At 69.6% G+C, this 24,291-nt stretch carries 19 protein-coding genes; 9 read left to right on the top strand and 10 right to left on the bottom strand.

From position 1 onward, the window contains the following. Positions 1–183 precede the first annotated feature (183 nt). Positions 184–585, bottom strand: a complete 402-nt coding sequence (locus ACLBKU_RS08310; protein WP_410179092.1) for a tetratricopeptide repeat protein — start codon at positions 583–585, stop codon at positions 184–186. A 310-nt stretch (positions 586–895) separates the two neighbouring features. On the opposite strand from ACLBKU_RS08310, the gene ACLBKU_RS08305 reads away from it, so the two are divergent. The 3 genes from ACLBKU_RS08305 (at position 896) to ACLBKU_RS08295 (ending at position 6,006) form a co-directional block, all read left to right on the top strand. Then, complete coding sequence (locus ACLBKU_RS08305; RefSeq protein ID WP_410179091.1) at positions 896–2,467, top strand: hypothetical protein; 1,572 nt, start codon at positions 896–898, stop codon at positions 2,465–2,467. A 115-nt stretch (positions 2,468–2,582) separates the two neighbouring features. Then, positions 2,583–5,309 (top strand): TonB-dependent receptor domain-containing protein, encoded by a 2,727-nt coding sequence (locus tag ACLBKU_RS08300; RefSeq protein ID WP_410179090.1) that lies wholly within the window; start codon positions 2,583–2,585, stop codon positions 5,307–5,309. 73 nt (positions 5,310–5,382) lie between these two features. After that, complete coding sequence (locus tag ACLBKU_RS08295) at positions 5,383–6,006, top strand: hypothetical protein (RefSeq protein ID WP_410179089.1); 624 nt, start codon at positions 5,383–5,385, stop codon at positions 6,004–6,006. On the opposite strand, the gene ACLBKU_RS08290 is transcribed toward ACLBKU_RS08295, so the two are convergent. From ACLBKU_RS08290 to ACLBKU_RS08275, 4 genes are all read right to left on the bottom strand, one after another. Then, positions 5,996–7,189, bottom strand: coding sequence for a dicarboxylate/amino acid:cation symporter (locus tag ACLBKU_RS08290; protein ID WP_410179088.1), 1,194 nt, complete (start codon positions 7,187–7,189; stop codon positions 5,996–5,998). The two genes, ACLBKU_RS08295 and ACLBKU_RS08290, sit on opposite strands and share 11 nt — an antisense overlap. 32 nt (positions 7,190–7,221) lie before the next feature. After that, complete coding sequence (locus tag ACLBKU_RS08285; protein WP_410179087.1) at positions 7,222–8,199, bottom strand: methyltransferase; 978 nt, start codon at positions 8,197–8,199, stop codon at positions 7,222–7,224. Between the two features lie 406 nt (positions 8,200–8,605). Continuing rightward, the gene (locus ACLBKU_RS08280) at positions 8,606–10,912 is read right to left on the bottom strand and encodes an EAL domain-containing protein (protein WP_410179086.1); all 2,307 of its coding nucleotides are present in this window, start codon (positions 10,910–10,912) and stop codon (positions 8,606–8,608) included. Positions 10,913–11,065: 153 nt separating this feature from the next. Next, the gene (locus ACLBKU_RS08275) at positions 11,066–11,533 is read right to left on the bottom strand and encodes a DUF3429 domain-containing protein (protein ID WP_410179085.1); all 468 of its coding nucleotides are present in this window, start codon (positions 11,531–11,533) and stop codon (positions 11,066–11,068) included. A gap of 77 nt (positions 11,534–11,610) precedes the next feature. Here ACLBKU_RS08275 and ACLBKU_RS08270 point away from each other — a divergent pair, with 77 nt between their 5' ends. The 3 genes from ACLBKU_RS08270 to ACLBKU_RS08260 all read left to right on the top strand — a co-directional run bounded on the left by ACLBKU_RS08270 (position 11,611) and on the right by ACLBKU_RS08260 (position 14,497). Further along, positions 11,611–12,384: an SDR family NAD(P)-dependent oxidoreductase gene (locus tag ACLBKU_RS08270; RefSeq protein ID WP_410179084.1), complete on the top strand. Its 774-nt coding sequence runs from the start codon at positions 11,611–11,613 to the stop codon at positions 12,382–12,384. A gap of 81 nt (positions 12,385–12,465) precedes the next feature. Further along, the gene (locus tag ACLBKU_RS08265; RefSeq protein WP_410179083.1) at positions 12,466–13,851 is read left to right on the top strand and encodes an ABC1 kinase family protein; all 1,386 of its coding nucleotides are present in this window, start codon (positions 12,466–12,468) and stop codon (positions 13,849–13,851) included. Between the two features lie 145 nt (positions 13,852–13,996). Then, positions 13,997–14,497 carry a low molecular weight protein-tyrosine-phosphatase gene (locus tag ACLBKU_RS08260; RefSeq protein WP_410179082.1) on the top strand — a complete coding sequence of 167 codons (501 nt, stop codon included), beginning with the start codon at positions 13,997–13,999 and terminating at the stop codon, positions 14,495–14,497. Here the strand turns inward: ACLBKU_RS08260 and recG are convergent. Then, positions 14,494–16,569, bottom strand: a complete 2,076-nt coding sequence (gene recG, locus ACLBKU_RS08255; protein ID WP_410179081.1) for an ATP-dependent DNA helicase RecG — start codon at positions 16,567–16,569, stop codon at positions 14,494–14,496. The genes ACLBKU_RS08260 and recG overlap by 4 nt on opposite strands. A gap of 164 nt (positions 16,570–16,733) precedes the next feature. Between recG and ACLBKU_RS08250 the strand changes: the two genes are divergently transcribed. Both ACLBKU_RS08250 and mfd read left to right on the top strand, forming a co-directional pair. Then, complete coding sequence (locus ACLBKU_RS08250; RefSeq protein ID WP_410179652.1) at positions 16,734–17,012, top strand: succinate dehydrogenase assembly factor 2; 279 nt, start codon at positions 16,734–16,736, stop codon at positions 17,010–17,012. A gap of 165 nt (positions 17,013–17,177) precedes the next feature. Next, positions 17,178–20,678, top strand: a complete 3,501-nt coding sequence (gene mfd, locus ACLBKU_RS08245; protein ID WP_410179080.1) for a transcription-repair coupling factor — start codon at positions 17,178–17,180, stop codon at positions 20,676–20,678. Here mfd and ACLBKU_RS08240 read toward each other — a convergent pair. From ACLBKU_RS08240 to ACLBKU_RS08225, 4 genes are all read right to left on the bottom strand, one after another. Then, the gene (locus ACLBKU_RS08240) at positions 20,675–21,517 is read right to left on the bottom strand and encodes an MBL fold metallo-hydrolase (RefSeq protein ID WP_410179079.1); all 843 of its coding nucleotides are present in this window, start codon (positions 21,515–21,517) and stop codon (positions 20,675–20,677) included. The genes mfd and ACLBKU_RS08240 overlap by 4 nt on opposite strands. A 159-nt stretch (positions 21,518–21,676) precedes the next feature. Further along, positions 21,677–22,072: a hypothetical protein gene (locus tag ACLBKU_RS08235; protein ID WP_410179078.1), complete on the bottom strand. Its 396-nt coding sequence runs from the start codon at positions 22,070–22,072 to the stop codon at positions 21,677–21,679. A gap of 1 nt (position 22,073) precedes the next feature. After that, entirely contained in the window at positions 22,074–22,250 is a 177-nt protein-coding gene (locus ACLBKU_RS08230) for a hypothetical protein (protein ID WP_410179077.1), read from the bottom strand. Positions 22,251–22,369: 119 nt separating this feature from the next. Next, positions 22,370–23,155, bottom strand: a complete 786-nt coding sequence (locus tag ACLBKU_RS08225) for an EAL domain-containing protein (protein WP_410179076.1) — start codon at positions 23,153–23,155, stop codon at positions 22,370–22,372. 201 nt (positions 23,156–23,356) lie between these two features. Between ACLBKU_RS08225 and ACLBKU_RS08220 the strand changes: the two genes are divergently transcribed. After that, positions 23,357–24,172 carry an NAD kinase gene (locus ACLBKU_RS08220; protein ID WP_410179075.1) on the top strand — a complete coding sequence of 272 codons (816 nt, stop codon included), beginning with the start codon at positions 23,357–23,359 and terminating at the stop codon, positions 24,170–24,172. Positions 24,173–24,291: the final 119 nt, after the last annotated feature.

Genomic DNA, 24,291 nt, shown 5'->3' with positions numbered 1-24,291 from the left:
TCGTCACTCTGACATCATGAGGATGGCGCGGCGCGTCGAACCGTTGCGCAGTGCCGCTTGCGCGCGGTCCTCGCGCGCACGGGCGCGTGTGTGCGTGGCAAATGAGCGGGGCGCCTGTCCCCGCCCCTGAGGGTGTCGGCGCCTTTGTCAGGCGCCGACTTCGGTGCGCGCCCGAGCGCTGACTCAGTCGCGGTAGGTCAGCTGACCCGCGCGCAGGCCGGTGCTGCGGAATTCCCCGCGCTCGAGCATCCGCATCGCCTTGCGGGCGAGCTTGCGCGAATCCGTCGTGGTCCCGTCGGCGGTGTCGAGTTCCACCACCTCTTGGCAGGCGAGCGCCCTGGCGAAGGCAGCGCGGGCCTTCGCCTCCTCGCCGGCATGGGCATAGGCGATCCCGAGGTTGATGAGCACCGCCGGATCGTGCGGATCGCTGAGGCTCGCGCGCTCGAGCGTGGCCAGCGCCTCGCTCGACCGCCCGGCAGCGAGCGTGTTGGCGGCAAGTTCCGGGGCTTCGGCCATCGCGGCGGCATGGGCCGGAGCGGAGGGCGCGGGGGTCACCAGCGCCAGGGCAAGAGCAGTCACAATCATCGGCGGCACTCCTCCATCAATGAAAGAATGATGCCTCAGCTTGGCTGTCATTGCAACGAAACTGCAACATTGTCATCGAAATGTAATGCAAAAGCCCAAGCCGCTGCTTTTGCGATAGGTTTCCATGACACTCGGCGCCTTGGCCGCGCCTCGTCGTCGCCCCCTTTCGGTCATTCTTTGGTCATATTACGAAATGTGACACGCGGCTGTAACAGTGCAGAAATTCTGTCACAGGCCAGCCCTAGCGACCCCCTCAGCGCACATGCCTGAGCGCATCAATGATTCTCGGCTCAAGAGGGGACCGCACGCTGTGAAGAACATCCAACGCACTCTGATTCTGGGTTGCAGCCTTCTGGCACTGGCCGGCTGCGGCGGCGACGAAATCGTCTCCCCTGGCTCCGGCGGCAACATCATCATCAACAACCCGGCGCCGACCCCGACGCCGACGCCGACTCCCACGCCGACTGCGACGCTGGTGACCCCGGCCGCCGGCTGCCCGACCATCGCGACCGTCGCCGGCCTCACCGACCAGGGCACGATCTCCGGTCCGACCGGCACCTACCGCGTGTGCCGCCTGCCCGCGACCTTCACCTCGAACGACACCCTGCGCTACATCCCGGGCCTGCTCTATGAAATCCGCGACCGCGTGAACATCGGCACCGACCAGGGCTTCAGCAGCACCAACACCGCCGTCACCCTGACGATCGAGCCGGGCGTGACCCTGTTCGCCCAGGGCAACTCCTTCCTCGTCGCCAACCGCGGCAACCGCCTCGTCGCCGACGGCACCGCCGCGCGTCCGATCGTCTGGACGAGCCGCGACAACGTCCAGGGTCTCGCCAGCGACGCGAGCGACGCGCAGTGGGGCGGCGTCGTGCTGCTCGGCCGCGCGCCGGTCTCGGACTGCAACACCGGCGTGTTCAACACCGCCGCCGCGCCGACCGCCAACCCGCAGTGCCAGCAGCAGCTCGAAGGGACCGCGGTCGCGACCCCCTATGGCGGCACCAACAGCGCCGACAACTCGGGCACGATCCGCTTCAACCAGTTCCGCTTCTCGGGCTTCGAACTCGCGCCGGGCAACGAGCTCCAGTCGCTGACCACCGGCGGCGTCGGCTCGGGCACGGTGATCGAGAACATCCAGTCGTTCAACAGCTCGGATGACGGCGCGGAGTTCTTCGGCGGCACGGTTCGCGCGCGCAATCTCGCGATCATCGGCGCCTCGGACGATTCGCTCGATACCGACTCCGGCATGCAGGGCTTCTTCGACACCGTGATCGCGGTGCAGCGCAGCAACACCGGCGACAACCTCATCGAGATGGACTCGCCCGACAGCCTCACCGCCAACACCCCGTCGAACGCGACCCCGCAGACCCGCATGTTCGTGAACAACTTCACCTTCGTGCAGCGTTCGAGCCAGTCGACCCAGGTCGTCCGTGCCCGCGGCGGCGCGGCGCTGTCGCTCACCAACGGCGTGATCGACGCGCTCAACGTGTGCTACCGCATCGACGAAGCGCCGACGCTCGCCGCGCTGATCCGCATCGACTCGGTGGTCGGCGCGTGCAGCAAGACGAGCCGTCCGACCCAGGGCTCCTCGGGCGTCACCGACGCGCAGGTGCTCGAGCGGGTCAACGCCGGCAGCAACAACAACGTCGCCTTCACGATCACGCTGACCAACAACGTCGTGAACGGTTCGGGCGAGACCGGGATCACCGCCTTCAACGCGAACCCGATCAACAGCTTCTTCCCGACCCGCACCTTCGTCGGCGCGGTCCAGAACGCGGCCGGGTTCGAGAGCACCTTCCGCAGCTGGACCTGCAACTCGTCGATCCAGAACTTCAGCAGCCCGCTGGGCCTGTGCACCTCGCTGCCCGTCTACACGGGCTGATCGCGGCCACACCAAACCGGGAGGCGTCCTTCGCGGGCGCCTCCCGCTTGCCGTTCGCGAGCATGCGGACGCGCACATTGCAAACACGAAGGCATTCATGAGGGGGCCTTGTTCCATGTCGAAGGTTTCGCGTCTGGCGGGGATGCTGCTCATCACCTCGTCGCTGTGCTGTCCCGCACTTCTCCACGCCCAGGACACGGGCACGCCCGAAGACGCCGAGGCGCAGCCGGAGGTCCAGGTCGAGACGCCGGCCGATGCCGCCGCCGATAGCGCCGAACAGCCGGTCGAAGGCGAAGTCACCGAAACCGACATCTCGCTGCCCGGCGGCGGGATCATCGTCACCGGAAAGCGCAACCGCAACCCGGAGCGCTCCTCCGGCCAGGTCCTCACCGTCCTCTCCGAGGCCGACATCGCCCGCACCGGCGAAAGCGACATCGCCGGCGCGCTCGCCCGCGTCTCGGGCCTGTCGCTGGTAGGCAACGGCCGCGTCTTCGTGCGCGGCCTCGGCGACCGCTATTCGCTCGCGCTCCTCAACGGCCTGCCGCTCCCCAGCCCCGAGCCGCTGAGCCGCGTCGTCCCGCTCGACATCTTCCCGACCAACGTCGTCGCCTCGAGCCTCGTGCAGAAGACCTTCTCGGCGAACTTCCCCGGCGAATTCGGCGGCGGGGCGATCAACCTCACCACCAAGGCGATCCCGACTGAAACCTTCCTCGACGTGAGCTTCGGGACGGGCGGCGACACGCTCACCACCTTCCAGGACGGCCTCACCTATTTCGGCTCGGACCTCGACAGCTTCGGCTTCGACAACGGCAACCGCGACATTCCCTCGAACCTTGCGAATTTCCTCGCCAGCGGGAAGCGGATCAGCGACCTCACCATCGCGCAGCAGGAAGGCATCGCCGGCCAGCTGATGCCGCTCAACCTCGTCACTCTCCAGCGGGTGCCCAAGCAGCGCGTCAACCTCAGCGGCTCGCTCACCGCGGGCACCTCGATCGACATCGGCAGCGACGCAACGCTCGGCCTGATCGCGACCGCCTCGATCAAGAACCGCCTGCGCAACCGCACCGTCAAGAGCCAGGTGGCGAGCGCCGACTTCAGCGAGATCTTCGAGAACTCGAGCACCTTCATCACCGACGAGAACGTGCTGGTGAACGCGCTGTTCGGCGTGGGTCTCGACATCGGCGAGCACACCATCCGCTGGACCAACCTCTACATTCGCGACGCGCTCAAGACCGCGCGGCTCGAGACGGCCAACAACACGCTGCTCGGGGCGACCGGCTTCGACTTCCTCAACCAGCAGACCGCCTGGTTCGAGCGGCAGCTGATGGACAGCCAGATCGTCACCGAGCTGCGCTTCGATCCGGTGCGCATCGACCTGCGCGGCGGCTATGCCCGCACCGACCGCGAGGCGCCATTCAACGCCAATGTCAGCTACACCCGCACCAATGCGCCGGGCAGCCCCTACGGCAACCAGTTCGTCGCCTACCTCAACCAGGTCTCGGACACCGGGATCACCAGCGTCGCCTTCGACGACCTCAAGGAGGAGCTGTGGTTCGGCGGGATCGACCTCACCTACGAGGTGACGCCCGAACTGAACGCGACGATCGGCTATGCCTATTCGGACAACACCCGCCGCTCCTCGAGCCGCGAGTTCCGCCCCTTCCTGTCGGGCGACGTGCTGTCGGGCGACCTCATCCCGGCGGTCGGCCTGTGGCAGCCGGGCTTCCTGCTCGGGGGCGCGACGCTGGCGGGCTTCAACGTCACCCTCACCGAGGCGACGCCCTTCCCGGTCTTCGACGCCGCGCTGACGGTCAACGCGGGCTACGGCCTTGCGCGCTGGGCGCCCACCGACCGGCTCACCATCGAGGCGGGCGTGCGCTACGAGGACGCCAAGCAGACCGTCGCGCTCGACCAGTCGATCTTCGACGTGCCGATCGAGGGCTCGGCGCCGACCAATCTCGCCAACAGCTACTTCCTGCCGGGCACGACGATCACCTGGGAGGCGATCGACGATCTCCAGCTGCGCTTCGCCGCCTCGAAGACCATCGCCCGCCCGCAGTTCCGCGAGCTGGTCGAGCAGACCTATTTCGATCCCGAATCGAACCGTCGCTTCCGCGGCAACCCGTTCCTCGAGGACAGCGACCTCATCAACATCGAAGGGCGCGCCGAATACTACTTCGGCGGCCCGCGCAAGGTCAGCCTCGCGGGCTTCTACAAGAAGATCGACAACCCGATCGAGAACTTCCTGATCTCGGCCTCGGGCGAGCTGCTGACGAGCTTCGCCAACGCGCCCAGCGCCGAGCTCTACGGCGCCGAGCTCGATCTTGCCTATGGCTGGGACCTCGCCAGCTTCGGCGGCAGCTTCTTCGAGGCCAAGCAGTTCCTCGTCCTGCTCAACTACACCTACACCAAGTCGAGCATCTCGGTCGGGGCCGACGACCTCGCCCCGATTCCCGGTAACCCGACGCAGCTCGCCAACCAGCTGTTCGACCAGGGCGCGCCGCTCGTCGGCCAGTCCGATCACGTCGCGAACCTCTCGATCGGGATCGAGGACAAGGACAAGGTCCAGCAGGCGACCATCCTCCTCAACTACGCGAGCAAGCGCGTCACCGCTCGCGGCGGCGCCCTGCCCGACGTGCTCGAGGATCCGGGCCTGACGGTCGACTTCGTCGCGCGCACCGAGGTCAAGCTCGGCGGCGTGCCGGTGGAGCTGAGCTTCGATGCGCGCAACATCTTCGGGCGCGACAACTTCGAGTACCAGGAGCTCAACGGCACCCGGATCGACATCAACACCTTTCGGGTCGGCACCTCCTTCTCGGTCGGCGTGAAGGCGCAGTTCTGATTGAGCGCGAGGGGACGGGGCCGCGGCCCTGCCCCCCTCGACAAGCCGCGCCGCTTGAAGCACTCAGCACGGCGTGGACACCGCCGCGCGCACCCCGCTTGCATGGATCGCCGCCGCGCTGACCGGCGCGCTTGCCCCGGCGCTCGGCCTGTGGGCGCTCGCTGGCGTCCCGGTCGCGCCGATCCTCGCGATCGGGATGATGGGCGCAGGAATGATCGGTGCTGCGGCCGCCGGGCGCTGGCAGGTAGGCGCTGCCCTCGCCGCGCTCTCCGGCATCGCGCTCGTGCTGCTCGCGCGCGCGGTTTCCCCCGCCCTCGGCCTCGCGATTGCCGCCGCTAGCCTCAGCTTCGCCGCGCGCGGGGGCCTGTTCGCGCGCTCGGCGGGGGCGCGGGGCTGGTGGATCGCGCTCGCGGTGGTCGCGGGCGAAGGGGCGATGCTCGCGGTCGCCGCTGCCGAGCCGGGAGCGCTGCCCGGATGGCTCCTCGCCCTGCTGCCCGCGCAATGGGCGAGCATGGCGCTGGGCGCGGCGCTCGCGGGCACCAGCGCCCCTGCCCCGCTCCTCGCCCTCGCCGGCACGGCCGCGACGACGCTCCTCGTCGCCCGGCTGTGGCCCGCGCGCTGGCCCTACGCGATCATGTTCACCGCCTGGCTCGGCCTCGCCGCGCTTGTCGCGCACACCGGCGGGCTCACTCCGTAGCCGCGCGCCGCCCGGCGAGGCGCATCACCGCGATGTCGGCGGTGACGTTGCCGAGCGTGCGGAACACGTCGGGCAGCGTCTCGATCGCGAGCAGCAGCGGCAGCAGCGTCACCGGCACGCCCATCGCGATGCACACCGGCGCGATCACCGCGAAGAAGGAAACCTGCGCAGGCAGGCCCACGGCACCGACGCTCACCGCTGCCGCGACCAGCGCGCCGACGACGAGGCTGCTGGCAGAGATGGGGACTCCATGGACCTGCGCGAGATAGACCGCCACCGCGACATTCGCCGCCGCGCTCGCCGCGCGGAACAGCGAGACCGCGAGCGGCAGGACGATCCCCGCGCTCGCGCCGTCGACCTTCACCCACGGCGCGGCCGAGAGCATCACCGGGAGCGAGGCGAGCGAGGACTGGGTGCTCATCGCCACGGTCTGCGCGGGCAGCGCGGCGCGGGCGAAGGCGAGCACGCCGATGCGGCCCGCGATCGCGCCGAGCAGGTGCATGAACAGCGAGATCGCGAGGCACACGAGAATGATGACGAGGACGTAGTGAAGCAGCACCCCCGCCGCCCCCGCCCCGAGCGCCACTCCCACACCCAGCGCGAGGGCGAGGACGCCGACGGGGCCGATCCACAGCACCCATCCGACGATCACCAGCATGGTCTCGGCGATGCCTCGGAACACTCGCGCCAGCCCCGTGCCGAGTTCCGCGTCGATCCGGGTCAGCGCGAAGCCGAACAGCATCGCGAAGAGCACCAGCGGAACCATCGCCGTTGCGGCCGCGGCGGCGAGAATGTTCGCGGGGACCACCGCGTCGACCCAGTCGCCCTCGCCGCCGGTCGGAGGCGCTGCGCCCTGCGCCGCGAGCCCCGCCGCGCCCCCGGGCAGCGGCCACACCTCGAGCAGTAGGATCGCGACCGCGCCGCCGATCAGCGCGGCGGCGACCAGCAGGCCCGCGAACCACGCCAGCGCCCGGCGCGAGATTGCGTTGCCGCCGCTCTGCCCCGCCTCGAACACCCCGGCGATCAGCAGCGCGGTGACGAGCGGCACCACGGTCATGGTCAGCGCGTTGAGCCACAGCTTGCCGACCAGGCGCGCGACGGCGAGGAGCTCGGCCTCGTAGCCCGACCCGTTCGCCAGCGCCCCGCCGACCAGTCCCGCCGCCAGCGCGGCCAGCAGACGCATCGGCGGGGTGTTCAGCCTCCAGCGCGGACGGCTCACGGGATGCGGTCGACCCTGAGGCCGATCGCCGCGATCCGGTCGACCTCGGCATAGGCCTCGCTCGACAGCTCCTCGCCGAAGATGTCGGGATCGAGCTGGTGGTAGGCGCTCGAATAGTCGGCCGTCGGAAGCTCAGCGGCCAAGGCCTCGCGCACCACGTCGCGTCCGCCGACGATGGCGACGCCGGTGTGCATCACGAGCCGCCCGCCCGGCGCGAGCAGGCGGACGCCTGCGAGCGCCCAGTCGACCGACAGCCGCCCGCCGTAGAGGTCGCCGCCGTCGCGGTAGGCGCGGTGCTCGGCGTCGATCATGAAGGGCGGGTGCATGACCACGAGATCGAAGCTGCGCGCGAGGTCCGTCGGCGACTGCGCTTCGACGCAGTCATGGGCGATTCGCGCATGGGCGGCGTTGGCCGAGGCGAGCGCGAGGGCTCCCGGGTTGATGTCGGCGAGCGTCAGGCGGGCGCGCGGCAGGTGGGTCGCGGCGGTGATCCCGCCCACCCCGGCCCCCGCGCCGTAGTCGAGCACCCGCGCCCCGTCGGGCAGGCCGTCGAGGTTCCTCAGGATGTAGTCGCCGAAGCGGTGACTGTCGGGGCCAAGGAACACCGCGTCGTGCTCGCGCGTGGGGTAGCGCGAGTGGATGAAGAGGTTGCCGAACACGCGCGAGACCCGCACCCGCGCGGCGACGAGGCCGTCCTCGCGGTGCTCGAGGAAGCCCGCCTGTCCGAGCGCTGCGAGCACCGTCCCGGGCAAGGTGTCGGGGCGGCACGGGAGGCTCCATTCGAGGAGGTCGGTCAGCGTCTCGCCGGTCTCGCGTCCCTTTCGCGCGAGCACGCGGGCGTGGGAGGCGGGCGTCGGCGCAAAGAAATCGTAGCCGAGCGCGTCGAGTGCGCGCAGCAGCGCGTCGGCGCCCACGCGCTGCGCATCACCCGGCGCGGGCAGGACGTCGAGCGCTGCGGCAGGATCGGGGCTCATGAAAGGGGATACTCCTTGTCGCGGCCGGGCGTATCCGGGCCGGACGGGAGAAGGGGCAGACGCGCGTCATTGTTCCGCCGCTTCCCGGCGTTGGCGGACCGGTTGCGATGTCTCTCCCCGATTATCGGGCGAGTCGAACCTCTTTGGGACTACGCGCGGCGTAGGATTGGCTTAACCATGTCCGGAGAGGTTTCGCGCGCCGCTGCCCGGATGCGCAGGGCCCTGCCGAGACCCCCGTTCCTCGGGCGCCGAAACGAAAAAAGCCCCGGTTTCCCGGGGCTTTTGGGCTTAACGGCAACCGCCTATCAGCGGGTGGTGCCGAAACACCAGGAGAAGAATCCCCACATGTTCGTTACTCCTATCAGCGCGAAGACTGATAGGACCTTTAACACTTTATTAACCTTAATCAAGCGTTAAGTGCAGCCCTGCTCCCTCCCATCATTGCCAGGAGTTCGGGCATGCCGATCGCCTGCGAGAAAAGGTAGCCCTGCGCCTGGTCGCAGCCCATCGCCTTGAGCGCCGCGGCGACCGCGAAATCCTCCACCCCTTCCGCGACGACGGTCTTGCCCAGCGAGTGCGCGATCTCGATCGTCGCGCGCACCACGGCGCGGCTCTCTTCCGAGGTCGCCATGTGCTGCACGAAGCGCTTGTCGATCTTGAGCTCGGAGCTCGGCAGCTTCTCGATATATTCGAGGTTCGACTGCCCGGTGCCGAAATCGTCGATCGACAGGCCGATCCCGCGCGCCTTCAGCGCCGCGATCTGCGGGGCGATTCGCTGGTCCTCGAGCTTGGCGGTCTCGGTCAGTTCGAGCGTCAGGTTCTCGGCCGGGAAGCCGTGGCGCCCGAGCATGGTCATGATGTCGAACAGGAGGTGCGTGTCGCTCAGGCTCTTGGCCGACATGTTGACCGCCAGCTTGAAGCGCGGGTCGAGCGCGATCGCCTGCTTGGCCTCGGCGAGCGCGGTCTCGAGCACCACCGTGGTGAGCTCGTTGATCCGGTCCCCGGCCTCGGCGGCGAGCACCAGTTCCTGCGGGTTGACGAGTTCCCCGCCGTCGGGGCGCCAGCGGATCAGTGTCTCGGCGCCGACGATGCGGCCCGAGGCGAGGTCGATCTTGGGCTGATAGGCGACCCCGATATTGCGCTCGCGCAGGCCCTTCTCGAGCACCCGGATGAGGCCGAGCCGGTGGTTGCGCGCCTCGAGGTGCGCGGCATCGTTGATGATGAAGCGCACCCCGCGGGTCGCTGCCTCCTCGGCCACCTGCATCGCCCGCTTGATGCGCAGCGCGACCGGCAGCTCGTGGTTGGTGTCGATCCCCAGTGCCGGAGCGCCGTTCGAGGACTGCCAGTCGTGATTGATCGCGGTCTTGAGCATCAGTGCAAGGCCGTCGGCGTGGCGCTCGAGTTCGGCGCTGTCCATGCGCGGCGCGAGCCAGACGAGCAGGTCGCGCTCGAAGGCGACGTCCCCGACCTCGCCGGGGCCCTTCACATAGCCGATGAGCGTGTTGACGAAATCGCCGATCTCGCGCGCGGTCCAGTCCTCGGACAGCTCGGCGAGGTTCGCGATCTTGAGCGAATAGACGTCGCACTCCTCGCGCGGGGCCTCGGTGGCGATCGCGGTGGTGGTCATCGCGTCGACGGTGCGGCTGTAATACTTGCGGTTGATCCGCTGGAAACCTATGCCAGCAAATGCGAGCGCGAGCAGCGCGCACATGATGTCGATATTGATCCCGAAATCGTCGAGCACGAAGGGCGCGATCAGCATGACGATGGCCGCAGCGCCGAGCACCCCGATCGACTTGGAGCGCCCGCGCGCGAGCCACAGGATCGCCGCGATCGCCAGCGCCATCGCCGGGATCCAGGCAAGGTCGAGCGGCACGCCGCGCTTCAGCGTGTGCGCGCCCATGATGTGGAAATAGGCCCCCGGCACCCGGCCGCTGCGCAGCGGCATGATGTAGGCGTCGCTCGACTTGAAGAAGGCCTCGCCGATGATGACGTTGCGGCCCGCGAGCGCGCGCGCCGGCACCCGCCCCTCGAGCACGTCGACATAGCTGTAGGTGGGGACGGTGCGCGGATCGAAGGCGTAGTCGGGCCGGTAGAGCCGGTCGGGCCCTTCGTATCCGGCGAGCGCGGCCGAGAGCGAGGGATGGCGCCTGCCCTCGATCGTGACGCTGGTCGGGAAGGACACCGAGAGCGCGAAGGGACTGCCCCTCCCGTTCATCGCCGCCATGTCCGCGACACGCCGGAACTGCGGGAGCGGCAGGGTCTCGTCGACGACCTGGAAGCCCTCCTCGTGATGCGGCACCGCGCCGAGCCAGACGCGGCCCGGATGGCGCGCGAGGGTCGCGGCGAAGACCGCGTTGGCCTCGGGGGTCTCGATCGAGGCATGGGCGCGGTCGAAGGCGATCCGGCGGACGTCGAGAGCGACGAGGGTGTCGATCATCCGGCTTTCCTGCACGCGGGTCGGCAGGTCGCCGTTGAAAGCGTTCAAGGTCTTGTCGTCGACCGCGATCATCGCGATGTCCTGCGGCGCGGGCCGGGTTCGGATCTCGGCGCGGACCGCGCGGTAGAAGTCCTCGGCCGGGAGCGGCAGCTCGATCGCGACCGCGACGAGGCCGAACAGGATCGCACCGACGGCGACCCGCGCACGCTTGGAACTGAGCACGTCGCGCGCCGATCGCCCGGCGCTCTCGCCCTGCAACTCGGTGGCTTCCACCGCCGCAGGCGCGGCTCGGCGGCGCAAGCGGCCGGCCAGGGAAGTGAACCACGTGATCATCAGGCGCGCATATCCCGCTGGGAAATCCGCCCATGTCCTAGGCTATAATGGTTAACGCATCGCGAAGACCGCCCCGGCCCCGCCCGCGGCGCCTCAGATCACCTGCGGCGCGGCCAGCCCGAGCACGATGGTCAGCGCGCCGAGACCCAGCGAGAGGTGCCAGCGCAGGCGCAGGAAGTCCGCCGCCGCAAAGCCCAGCGCGCGGTCGACCAGCGGCGAGCCGAGGATCAGCGCGCCGAGATAGACGAGCGCCGGTCCGGGCCACTCCCACCCGAAGGTCCAGGGCAGGAACAGCGCCACGGCCATAAGGCTCGGGAGCACCGCGAGCACATAGGCGCCGGTCGAAGCAGGTCTGCCATCCTTGGCACTCGTCACCGCCTGCCCCCACCACACCCCGCCGAGGAAGGAGAAGATCGCCGCCGCATAGGCGAACCCCCCGGCGAGCGCGACATAGCGCCACTCGTTTCCGGCGAGGATCAGGGCAAGGCATATGATCTGCGGCAGGAGCCCGGCATAGCCGAGCGCCCGCGCGGCGGGAGAAAGCGAGATTTGTCCGTCCATGGCGCGACAAAGCCTGCGCGGGCCGGCGGTTCCCGCGCGGCTTGCCTCGGCGGAGCGATTGCGCCACCAACGCGCGCATGGACCTGTTCGATCTCACGGGCCGCACGGCCATCGTCACCGGCGGCAATGGCGGGCTCGGCCTCGCGATGGCGCGCGGGCTCGCCAAGGCGGGCGCGAATGTCGCGATCCTCGCGCGCAATCCGGAGAAGAACGCCGCGGCGGTGGCCGAGCTTGCAACGCTCGGGCCCGGCGAGGCGCTGGCGCTCACCTGCGACGTCGCCGAGGATGCGGCGATCGCGGACGCCGTCGGCACGGTGCTCGCGCGTCTCGGGCGGATCGACGCGTGCTTCGCCAATGCCGGAATCTCGGGCGCGGGCGTCGGCATTCCGGACATCACCACCGAAGGCTGGGACCACACGCTCGCGGTCAACACCCGCGGCGCGGCGCTGGTCTACAAGCACGTGACGCGCCACATGATCGCCCGCGCCAAGGAGGGCGACCCCGGCGGCAAGCTGATCGCGACCTCCTCGGGCCAGTCGATCATGGGGGTCAACCGGAGCTCCGACTACGCCGCGTCGAAGGCCGCGCTCAACGGCCTCACCCGTGCCGCCGCCTTCGAGCTTGCGCGCCACCAAATCACCGCCAACGCGCTCCTCTTCGGCTATTACGAGACCGACATCACCGCCAAGGCCGACCCGAAATTCGCCGAATGGATGAGCCGCCGCATCCCGCTGCGCCGCCCGGGCGACCACGCGGGGCTCGAGGGCCTCGCGGTGTTCTTCGCCTCGCCGCATTCGGACTACATCACCGGCCAGTGCCTGCCGGTCGACGGGGGCCTGTGCATCTCCTGAGGCAGCCCGCCGCGTAGCAGGAACGCGCCCGCGCCGCAGCCGTTGGCATCGCATCGACCCCCAACCCGAAAGCCCTCGCCCTTGTCCGACGACGACCAGATCCCAGACTTCTCCGACCGCCCCGAGGACCGCGCCCGCCAGCGCGCCGTGCCCGCCGGGCGGGTCGCGCGGATCGGCACCTTCGGGCGGCTCGTCGGCGGCGTCGCGGGCGGGATGGTCGCCGAGGGCGCGCGGCGGCTCGCGAGCGGCGAAGGCATCAATGCGCGCGACCTGATCCTCACGCCAGGCAACGTCCAGCGCCTCACCGACCGCCTCTCGCACCTGCGCGGCGCGGCGATGAAGATGGGGCAGATGATCAGCCTCGATGCGGGGGACTTCCTGCCGCCCGAATTGTCGAAGATCCTCGCCACGCTGCGCGACCAGGCGAACTTCATGCCGACCAGGCAATTGGACCAGGTGCTCAAGAGCGAGTGGGGCCCGGACTGGCGCAAGCAGTTCCGCTGGTTCAACCCGCGCCCCATCGCCGCCGCGAGCATCGGCCAGGTCCATAAGGCGCTCACCCGCGACGGCGAGGAGCTGGCGATCAAGGTCCAGTATCCCGGCGTCGCGAAGAGCATCGACAGCGATGTCGACAACGTGATGACGCTGTTGAAGCTCGCGGGCTTCGCCCCGCCCGAGCTCGAGATGGACAAGCTGATGGCGGCGGCCAAGCAGCAATTGCACGAGGAGGCCGACTACCAGCGCGAGGGCGCGCAGATGGAGCTCTACCGCGCGCAGCTCGCCGACGTGCCGGGCTTCGTAGTGCCGCGGCTCCACCAGGGCCTCACCCGCGGCGCGATCCTCGCGATGAGCTTCGAGGAGGGGGTGAGCATCGAGGAGCTCGGCAACGAGCTGCCCGAGCGGCGCGACGCGGTCTTCGCCCGGCTGATCCGGCTGGTGGCGCGCGAGCTGTTCGATTTCGGGGTGATGCAGACCGACCCCAATTTCGCGAATTTCCGCTACCGGCGCGAGACCGGCGAGATCGTGCTGCTCGATTTCGGCGCCTGCCGCGCGGTCGATCCGCTGGTCGCGAACGGCTACCGCCGGATGCTCGAGGCGGGGCTGGTCGGCAATGCCGAGGAGGTGTTGAAAGCCACCGTCGAGGCCGGGTTCATGATGCCGATCGTCGCCGAGAAGCACCCCGAGCGGGTCAATCGGATGATCGACATCGTGATCGGCGAGATGCGCGAGGATGCGCCCTTCGATTTCGGCGACCGCGCCTTCATCCCCTTGCTGCGCGAGGAAGGCTGGGCGATCGCGCAGGACAAGGACACCTGGGCCTTCCCGCCGATCGAGACGCTGTTCGTGCAGCGCAAGGTGAGCGGCACGGCGCTGCTCGGCGCGCGGCTGAAGGCGAAGGTCAACATCCGCCGCATCGTCGAGGAGGTGCTGGCAGGCACCGCCCCGCACTCCGCCGCAGCCGCCTAGACCCCTGCCAGACCCCGGCTAGCCCGGCTTTGCGACGTGTTTGACCCGCCGTTAGTCACGAATTCGTAGGAAAAGGCGATGTTCCACGTGAAACCAACGGGATAGTCTGTGGACAGGCGCGCGGTTTCGTATTAACGCGGCACCCATGCACGGGGGGATCGAGCATAGGACGGGAGTGCTGTTCGTGTGTCTCGGCAATATCTGCCGGTCACCGATGGCCGAAGGCGCGTTCCGCGAAGGCGCGCGCCGGCACGGGTTTTCGTGCCTCGTCGATTCCGCCGGCACCGCCTCCTACCACGTCGGCAGCCAGCCCGACCCGCGCGCGATCGCCGTCGCCCGCCGGCACGGGGTCGAGATCGCCGGCCAGTCGGCCCGCCAGATCGAGCGCGACGACTTCTACCGCTTCGCCCACATCGTCGCGCTCGACCGCGCCAACCTCGAGGGTATCCGCGCCCGCGCCCCGCGCGACGGCAGCGCGAAGCTGTCGATGCTGATGGATGCGGTGGAGGGCCGCATTGGAGAGCCGGTCGCCGATCCCTACTACGGCGACGAGGCGGCGTTCCTCACCGCGTGGGAGACGATCAACCTCGGCGTCGAGGCATGGCTCGCCCGGCTGATGCGCGAGGCCGGTGCGCTCCGGGCCTAGCCGCCCCTGAGGAGCTGCACCCCCCAGTCGCGTTCGAAGAGGTAAAGCAGCAGCCGCGCCGCCTCGCCCCGCGCCGAGGTGAGGCCCCCGTCGCGCTCCATCAGCAGCCGCGCATCGGCATGGGCGGCGGGAAGCAGGCGCTGGACCTGCTCGAGGTCGGCAATGCGGAACCCCGCCTCGCCCGACTGGCGGGTGCCAAGCAGTTCCCCGCCGCCCCTGAGCGCCAGATCTTCCTCGGCAATGCGAAACCCGTCCTGCGTCTCGCGCATCAGCGCGAGCCGGGCGCGACCGGTCTCGGAGAGCTGGGCCGAGCGCAGCAGCAGGCAAGTCGACTTTTCCGCCCCGCGCCCCACCCGGCCGCGCAGCTGGTGGAGCTGGGCGAGGCCGAAGCGCTCGGCCTGCTCGATGACCATGAGGGTCGCCGAGGGCACGTCTACCCCGACCTCGATCACCGTCGTCGCGACCAGCAGCCGCGCCGCGCCACTGGCGAAGCGCTCCATCGCGGCGTCCTTGACCTCTGGGCGAAGCTGGCCGTGGACGAGCACGACCTGGTCGCCGAACCGCTCCCTCAACCCCGCGAACCGCGCCTCGGCGGCGGCGATGTCGGCGAGGTCGGCGACCCCGTCGATCTCGCGCACCATCGGACAGACCCAGTAGGCCTGCTGCCCGCCGGCGATGTGCCGCGCGAGGCCCTCGACCACCTCGCCCTCCCGCTCCATCGCGACCACGCGCGTGTCGATCGCCTGCCGCCCCGGAGGAAGCTCGTCGAGGCGGCTCACGTCCATCTCGCCATATTGCGCGAGGGTCAGCGAGCGCGGGATCGGGGTTGCCGTCATTGCCAGCGTATGCGGCGCGCGGCGACCCTTCGCTGCGAGGGCAAGGCGCTGCGCGACGCCGAAGCGGTGCTGCTCGTCGATCACCACGAGCCCGAGGTCGCGGTAGGCGACCGTCTCCTGGAAGATCGCGTGGGTCCCGACGAGGAGGTGGATCGAGCCGTCGAGCAATCCCATCAGAATGCTCTCGCGCTCGCGCCCCTTGGCGCGGCCGGTGAGGAGCGCGATTTCCACGCCCGTGGGGCCGAGCATCTTGCGCAAGGTCTCGAAGTGCTGGCGGGCGAGAATTTCGGTGGGCGCCAGCAGCGCGGCCTGCTTGCTCGCCTCGACTGCGATCAGCATCGCGTTGAGCGCCACCACCGTTTTGCCGGCGCCAACGTCGCCCTGAAGCAGGCGGAGCATCGGCGCCTCCTGCGCCATGTCGCCTTCGATCTCGCCGATAGACCGTTTCTGCGCCCCAGTAAGGCCGAAGGGAAGCTGGAGCTTCGCGCGCAAGGCCCCGTCCCCCACCAGCGCCTGTCCGCGCCTGCGCCGCCCATCGGCCTTGACCAGCAGCAGCGCGAGCGAATTGGCGAGCAGCTCGTCATAGGCGAGCCGGTCGCGCGCCTTGGCGTCGGTGCCCTCGTGCGCGAGCCGCAGGGCCGCGCTCCACGCGGGCCATCCGGCGCGCTCGAGCTGGCCGGGCTCGATCCATTCGGGCAGATCGGGGAGCCGCGCCAGCGCTTGCCCGGCAAAGTCGGCGATGCGCGGCTGGGTCAGGCCTTCGGAGAGGCGATAGACCGGCTCCGAGAGCCGCCCCATGTGCGCGGCGCTCTCGACCTCGATGTGGTCGGGGTGGACGATCTGGAGCATGTCGCCGTAGCGGTCGAGCCGCCCGGCGATCCAGCGCTTCTCCCCCACCGGTAGCAGCTTCTTCGCCCCGAAGGCCGCCTTGCCGAACCAGTTGAGCGACAGGATGTTGCCCGCCGCATCCTGCGCCAGCACCCGGTAGGGTCCCCGGCTCCCGGCACGCGGCGCCCGGTGCTCGACCGGGGTGAGCGCGACGATCACCTGCTCGCCCTCCGCCGCCTCGTCGAGGTTCGCGATCGCCCGCCGGCTGACGAAGCGCTCGGGCAGGTGGTAGGCGACGTCCTTGACCCGCGTGAGCCCGAGCTTCTCGAGCGGCTTCATCAGCTTCGGCCCGACGCCTTCGAGCGTCTGGACTTCGGCGAAGAGCGGGTTGAGGGCCTCGGGGCGCATGGCAAGGCGCTACCATCCATTCCTCGTCATTGCGAGGAGCCGAAGGCGACGCGGCAATCCATGATCCACGGTTGCCTTCCGGTGCTGCCGCCGGTCGATGGATTGCTTCGCTTCGCTCGCAATGACGAGTTGAAGGGCGGCATGGGCATCGCTACGTGACCACCATGATCGAAAGCCCATCCTTCGAGCAACGTCTCGCCCGCGCCAAGTTCCGCAGCTGGCACCGCGGCACGCGCGAGGCCGACTACATGATCGGCGGCTTCTACGATCGCTACCACGCCGAATGGGGAGAGGCGGAGCTCGCCTGGTTCGAGGCGCTGCTCGACGAGGACGACGTCGACGTGATGGCCTGGGCGCTGGGCAGTGAGGCCCCGCCCGAGCACCTTGCAGGCGACCTCCTGGCGACGATGCAGAAGCTCGATTACGTCGACATCCCGCGCTGACGCGGCGCCCCGTCGCTGCCGGTTCGACAGGCTGCGCGCGAACGGCTAGAGGCCGGAACCAATCGCCCGCCCCGGCGCTTCGGGAGACGACACCCGGCGCGGGCCGAACCACCTGTTACCCCCTCCTCGATCGAGTTGGGGGCGCTCCTGCATTGAAGTGACCTTATGCCCGATCTCAACCGCATCCTCTCGGCCAAGGGCCCGCTGACCCTCGCCTCGCTGCCGCGCGGCAGCCTGCCGCTGGTCCTCGCCGATCTCGCGCGCGCGGCCAAGCGCCGTGCGGTGTTCATCGCCCCCGACGATGCCGCGATGCGCGCCGCCGCCGATGCCGCGCGGTTCTTCGCGCCCGAGGTCGAGGTGGTGACCTTCCCGGCGTGGGACTGCCTGCCCTACGACCGCGCCAGCCCCGCGCTCTCGATCAGTGCCGAGCGGCTCGCAGCGCTCCACCGATTGCAGCAGCCCGGCGCGGCGCAGCAGCTGCTGGTGACCACCGTCAACGCCGTGCTCCAGCGCGTGCTCACCCCCTTCCGCATCCGCGAATCGGTTCGCGCGTTCAAGGTGGGCTCGCAAATCCCGCAGGAGAGCCTCGCCGCTCTCCTGACCCGGCAGGGCTACAGCCGCACCGATACGGTGATCGACCACGGCGAATTCGCGGTGCGCGGCTCGATTGTCGACATCTTCCCCTCGTCGCTCGACAGCGGCCTCAGGCTCGACTTCTTCGGCGACGAGCTCGAATCCCTGCGCCTCTTCGACCCCGCCACTCAGCTCACCGTCGAGCGGATCGACTCGCACCTCCTCCTCCCGGCCTCCGAGGCGCTGCTCGACGAGGAGAGCATCAAGCGCTTCCGCACCCGCTACCGCGAGCTGTTCGGCGCCAATGCGACCCAGGACCCGCTCTACGAGGCCGTGACCGAGGGGCGGAGGCTCGCTGGGATGGAGCACTGGCTCCCGCTGTTCGAAAGCAAGCTTGCGACATTGTTCGACCACCTCGGCAAGGACGACGTGGTGGTGATCGACCAGGGCGCGCTCGGGGCGGCGGAGAACCGCCTCGGGGACATCGCCGATTACCACGAGCAGCGTGGGCGGATCGCGAGCGAGAAGAAGGGCTCCTACCGCCCGCTGAAGCCCGACGCGCTCTACCTGTCGCGCGAGGAGTTCGACGCCGCGCTCGCCGCTCAGCCGGCGCACCGGGCGAGCGGCTTCGCCTCCGAGGAAGGCGCGCAGGTGCTCGATTTCGGCTTCCGCTCGGGCCGCGACTTCTCGCCCGAGCGCGGGCGCGGGGAGAACGTCTACGAGGCGGCCGCGGCACACCTCAAGGGCGTCATCAAGGCGGGGCGCAAGCCGCTGATCGCCGCCTATTCGAACGGCAGCGCACGGCGCATCGCGGCAATCATCGACGAAGCTGGCGCGCCCACCGCGCTCGCGGATTCGTGGCAGGCGGCGCTCGGCCTCGCAGCGAAGAAGAAGGTCGCGGTGGTCGTCCTGCCGCTCGAGACCGGCTTTGCCAGCGACACGATGGAACTGGTCACCGAAGCCGATGTGCTCGGCGACCGGCTGGTGCGGCGCAAGAAGAAGCGCAAGGATTCCGACGCCTTCCTCGCCGAGCTTCAGGCGCTGTCGCAGGGCGATCTCGTGGTGCACGTGGAACACGGGATCGGCAAGTATCTCGGGCTCGAGGCCATTCCGGTCGGCCAGAGCCAGCACGATTGCGTCGCGCTCGAATATGCGGGCGGCGACAAGCTGTTCATTCCGGTCGAGAACATCGACGTCCTCACCCGCTACGGCTCGTCCGAACAGGCGGTGGCGCTCGACAAGCTCGGCGGCGAGGCGTGGCAGCGGCGGCGCGCCAAGCTCAAGGAGCGGATCACCGCGATCGCCGGCGAGCTGATGCAGGTCGCCGCCGCCCGCGCCCTGCGGCAGGCCCCTGCCCTGCCTGCCGATCCCCAGACCCTCGGCCAGTTCACCGACCGCTTTCCCTGGTCCGAGACCGAGGATCAGGAACGCGCCATCGCCGACGTGCTCGGCGATCTCGAGAGCGGTCGGCCGATGGACCGCCTGGTGTGCGGCGACGTCGGCTTCGGCAAGACCGAGGTTGCCCTGCGCGCGGCTTTCGTCGCGGCGATGCACGGCCAGCAGGTCGCAGTCGTGGCCCCGACCACGCTCCTCGCCCGGCAGCACTACCAGAACTTCGCCGAGCGTTTCGCGGGCTTCCCCCTCAAGGTCGGCCGCCTCTCGCGCCTCGTCACCGCCAAGGAGGCCGCCGAGACCCGCGAAGGGCTCGAGAGCGGCGACATCGACCTCGTGGTCGGCACCCACGCGATCCTCTCCAAGTCGACGAAGTTCAAGAACCTCGGCCTCGTGATCGTCGACGAGGAGCAGCGCTTCGGGGTGAACCACAAGGAGAAGCTGAAGCAGCTGCGCGCCGACGTTCACGTGCTGACCCTCACCGCCACCCCGATCCCGCGCACGCTCCAGATGGCGATGAGCGGGCTGCGCGAGCTCTCCACCATCCAGACCCCGCCTGTCGACCGTCTCGCGGTGCGCACCTACGTCATGGAGTGGGACGACATGGTGATGCGCGAGGCGCTGCTGCGCGAACATCACCGGGGCGGGCAGAGCTTCATTGTCGTGCCGCGCATCTCCGATATGGCCGACATCGAGGAATGGCTGCGCGCCAACGTGCCCGAGGTGAAGACTGTCTCCGCCCACGGCCAGATGGCGCCGGGCGAGGTCGAGGAGCGGATGGGCGCTTTCTACGACCGCAAGTACGACGTGCTGCTCTCGACCACGATCGTCGAGAGCGGGCTCGACATCCCGAGCGCGAACACGATCATCATCCACCGCGCCGACCGCTTCGGCCTCGCCCAGCTCTACCAGCTGCGCGGGCGTGTCGGGCGGGCGAAGCTGCGCGCCTATGCCTATCTTACCCACGAGGCCGGCGTCGCCCTCTCGGAGATCGCGCAGAAGCGGCTGAAGGTGCTGGGCGATCTCGATACGCTGGGGGCGGGGTTCCAGCTCGCGAGCCACGATCTCGACATTCGCGGGGCGGGCAACCTGCTCGGCGACGAGCAATCGGGCCACATCCGCGAGGTCGGCTTCGAGCTCTACCAGGCGATGCTCGAGGAGGCGATCCTCGCCGCCAAGGCGGGCGAGATGGGCCTCGAGCGGCCTCGTGACAAGGTGAGCCCGCAGATCACGGTCGATGCGCCGATCATGATCCCCGAGGACTACGTGCCCGACCTCGCGGTGCGCATGGCGCTCTACCGCCGCCTGAACCAGGCCGAGGGGCAGCACGAGATCGAAAGCCTTGCCGCCGAGATGATCGACCGCTTCGGCGACCTGCCGCAGCCGACGAAGAACCTGATCCGCCTGATCGAGGTCAAGCACCAGGCGATCGAGGCCTGCATCGCCAAGATCGACGTCGGCGCGCGCGGCACGCTCGTCACCTTCCACGAGGACAGCTTCCCCGACCCGGCAGGCCTCGTCGCCTATGTCGAGCGCCTCAACGAGGGCGGCAAGGAGACCGCCAAGCTGCGCCCGGACATGAAGCTGGTCATCAACCGCGCGTGGGGCGACCCGCAGAGCCGGATGAACGGGCTGTTCCAGCTCACCAAGGGGCTCTCCGGGATCGTGAAGAAGGCAGCAAAGGCGAAGAAGGCCGCCTAGGCCGCCGCCTGCCGGGCGAGGATGTCGAACTCGACGACGTCGTGGGCGCAGAACATCCGCACCTCTTGCGCCCGGTCGAGCGAGAGCCGTCGCAGCCGCGCCTGGTTGGCGAGACGCGCGGCACGATCGACCTCCATCAGCCGCTGGTAGCCACGCGCCAATGGCGGGCAGGAATAGTCCTGCGCCCCGACCTCGCCGCGGTAGAAATAGGCATCACCCGCGTGGAGCAGCCAGCCATCGGCCTCGCGAATCGCCACCCCGGCATGACCCCAAGTGTGGCCGGCGAGCGGCACCAGCAGGATCTCGGGCGAGAGGCCGTCGAGGTCGCGCACCGCGTCGAAGCCGAACCAGCGCTCGCCGCCGCCGAAGGGGTAGAGCCGCCAGTCGCTCGCCTCGTCCCATTGCTGCGGCCGGTAGCGGCGGGTGCCGACGAAAGCGCCACCGTCCTGCGCCTCGGCGACCTCCTTCTCGCGCGCGGTGAGGTGGATGGCCGCCTGCGGAAAGTCCTCGATCCCGCCGGCGTGATCGAAGTCGAGATGGGTGAGAACGATGTGCCGCACGTCGCTGGCCGCAAACCCCAGCGCCTGAACCTGCGCGAGCGCGGTCTCCTCATGGCGGAGCTGCGGATTGCAGAGCCCGCGGAAGAACTCCGAGAGCCTCCGGTCGGGGTGATCGACGTCGCGCGTGCCGAAGCCGGTGTCGACAAGGACCAGCCCCGCCTCGGTCTCGATCAGCAGGCAGTGGCAGACGAGATGCGCGAAAGGCCTATCGCTTGTACCGTCGAACAGGCGGCCGCCGGCAGGGCAGAGTGTGCCGCAATTGAGGTGGTGGATCTTCATCTTGCGCCTCCACTGCCGAACGGGCGCAGGCGGGCCTCGGTGCGGGCACGCAGGGTATCCTCGCCCTGCCGGTTCCAGGCCCATGCGGCCGCTGTGAACCCCGAGAGCGTCAGGAGGACGAGAGTGCCCGCTCCTCCCGGGCGGGCCTCGCGGTGGGGCTCAAGCGCGGCCACGCCGTTCCTCCTGGCGCATCGCCCTGCCCGCCAGCACGTCGGCGAGAAGCGCACTCGCGACGAAAGCAAGCCCGCCCCAAGCTGCCTGCTTGCGGGTGCCCGGGGTACGCAGGACGGCGGCGAGCGCGACAAGATCGAGGACGTCGCCCGCCACCCGACCCCAGGCATTGCCGCTGGCCCTCGGGCGCGCGACAAGGCCCGCCCCGGAGGCGAGCTCGCGCACCCCGAAAGCGCGGACGATGCCGCTGCGATCGGGCACGCCAAGCCTGCGGGCGATGCCCTTCGCGGCGATCAGTCCGGCAAGCCCCAGCCCGATGCTGAGCGCAGCGAGGCCGTAGCCGGTTGATTGAATCGCGTCGGGTGCGGTGCGCGAGGCGGCCATCTCAACCCTTCCCCTTTTCGCCCGACTTGCCGCGGGCCTTGTCCTTGCCCTTCGAGGCCGACTGCGAGCCGCGCGCATTGTTGCCGCCGCCGCGCCCCGTCCCGGTGCTCCCGCTTGCGCCGTCGCCGCCCTTGGTCGTCACTGCTCCCGGGTTTCCGCCCGCACCTTTCTGCGCCATGTCTCGTCTCCTCCGAACAAGGAGACATCATCGCGCCGGGGAGCTCTGCGGCCCTGATCCATGTGGCCAGCACGACCACCCGCGGTCGGGCCTGCGGGGCGGCTCGCCCCTTCGCGCGGTCAGCCGTGACCCATGCCGCGCGCCGTGCGGGCGAGCGCCACCACCCGATCGCTCGGCATCGGCTGGGCGCGCAGGAAGCCCTGCCAGACATCGCAGCCCTCGGCGGTGATCGCGGCGCGCTGGATCTCGTCCTCGATCCCCTCGGCATAGACCGCGAGCCCGAGCGTCTTGGCGAGCGCGATAATCGCGCGCAACACCGCGAGCGCGGTCGGGTCGGCAGGGACGCCCTCGACCATCGCCTTGTCGAGCTTCAGCGCGTCCAATGGCAGCTCGCGCAGGTAGCGGAAGTTGCAGAACCCCGCGCCGAAGTCGTCGAGCGCGGTGCGGAAGCCGAGGCCGCGCAGCGCCTTGAGCGCGCTCGCCGCCTGGGGGAGGTTGCGCAGCAGCAGGTCCTCGGTGATCTCGAGCATCAGCCGCTGCGGCGCGATCTCCGACTTGCCGATCAGCGCGGCGAAATCGGCGGCGAAGCGCGGGTCGCCGAGCTCCTCGGGAGTGATGTTGAGCGAGAGGGTCAGCGCATCCGGCCAGGTCGCCGCGTCCTCGAGCGCGCGGGCGACCACGTGGCGCGACAGGGGCGCGACCAGCGCCGCCCGCTCCGCCACCGCGAAGAGATCGCGCGCCCCGATCGGACCGAGGGTCGGATGCCGCCAGCGCGCCAGCGCCTCGGCGCCGATGAGCGCGCCCGACTGGCAGGCGAACTGCGGCTGGAACAGCACCTCGATCTCGCGCCGGTCGAGCGCGCGCAGCAGGTCGGCCTCGAGCACGCCCGGGCTGACCCCGGGCAAGAGCCCGCGCACGGGTCCACGCAAGGATGTCCGACCCTGTTCCATTCGCTTCCCTTTGCCCCGCCTCCCCTTACCCGTTGATTTCGCCCCTGCCTCGCATCAATTGCAATCCGAGCCGATATGGCACATCAGGGCAAACGCCAAGTGACGCGCCGGGACAAGCGCCAAGCACGGCGGCTCTGGCTCTCGGGAGTGGGAAGGATGTCCGGCAGTTCCGGCAATGGTGCAACGAGCCCGGCAGGCTTCGAGCGGCTGGCGCTGCTCGCCTCGGACACCGAGCGCGCGCAGGAGGCCCGCGAGGCGCTGCTCGACCAGGGCGAGTGGGTGCCGCTCGCCGAGGCCGATGCCGCGGTGGTGCTCGGCGGCGACGGCTTCATGCTCCAGACCCTCCACGCGATGCTCGACGCGGGGCGCGTGGTCCCCGCCTACGGGATGAACCTCGGCACGGTCGGCTTCCTGATGAACCGCTACCACAGCCGCACCGCGATCGCCGCGCGGGTGGGCAAGGCGCGGCGCTGGACGATTGCGCCGCTGCGGGTCGAGGCGGTGACGCAGGACGGCGAGGTCCACCAGCTGTGCGCGATCAACGAGATCTCGCTGCTGCGCGAGACCCGTCAGACCGCCAAGATCGAGGTCACGGTCGGCGACCGGGTGCGCATCCGCGAGCTGGTCTGCGACGGGGTGCTGGTCGCGACGCCCGCGGGCTCGACCGCCTACAACCTCTCGGCGCAGGGACCGATCCTGCCGCTCGACAGCCGAATGCTCGCGCTCACCCCGATCAGCCCGTTCCGCCCGCGGCGCTGGCGGGGGGCGATCCTGCCCGACCGGATGCCGATCATCCTCAAGGTGCTCGAGCCGGTGAAGCGTCCGGTCGCCGCGGTCGCCGACCAGAAGGAGCTGCGCGACATCGCCGAGGTGCGCCTCCAGATCGCGCGCGATGCCGACCTCACCCTGCTCTTCGACCCCGGCCAGAGCCTCGAGGAACGGATCGTCGCAGAGCAGTTTGTGACCGCCTAAGTTGACATAGTGCATGCGGAATGCGCCCTGCCGCGATGCGTCAACTTGCGCCTGAGACTTACTGCATTAATACAGCAGCACACTATCGCGATTTCGCCCGCCAAAACCCTCTTGCAATC

Origin of the sequence: Erythrobacter sp. NE805, from assembly GCF_046452355.1 — a bacterium.
Lineage (GTDB): Bacteria > Pseudomonadota > Alphaproteobacteria > Sphingomonadales > Sphingomonadaceae > Erythrobacter.
Note: the sequence above shows the minus strand (reverse complement) of the source record. Positions and strands in the feature narration are given on the sequence as shown.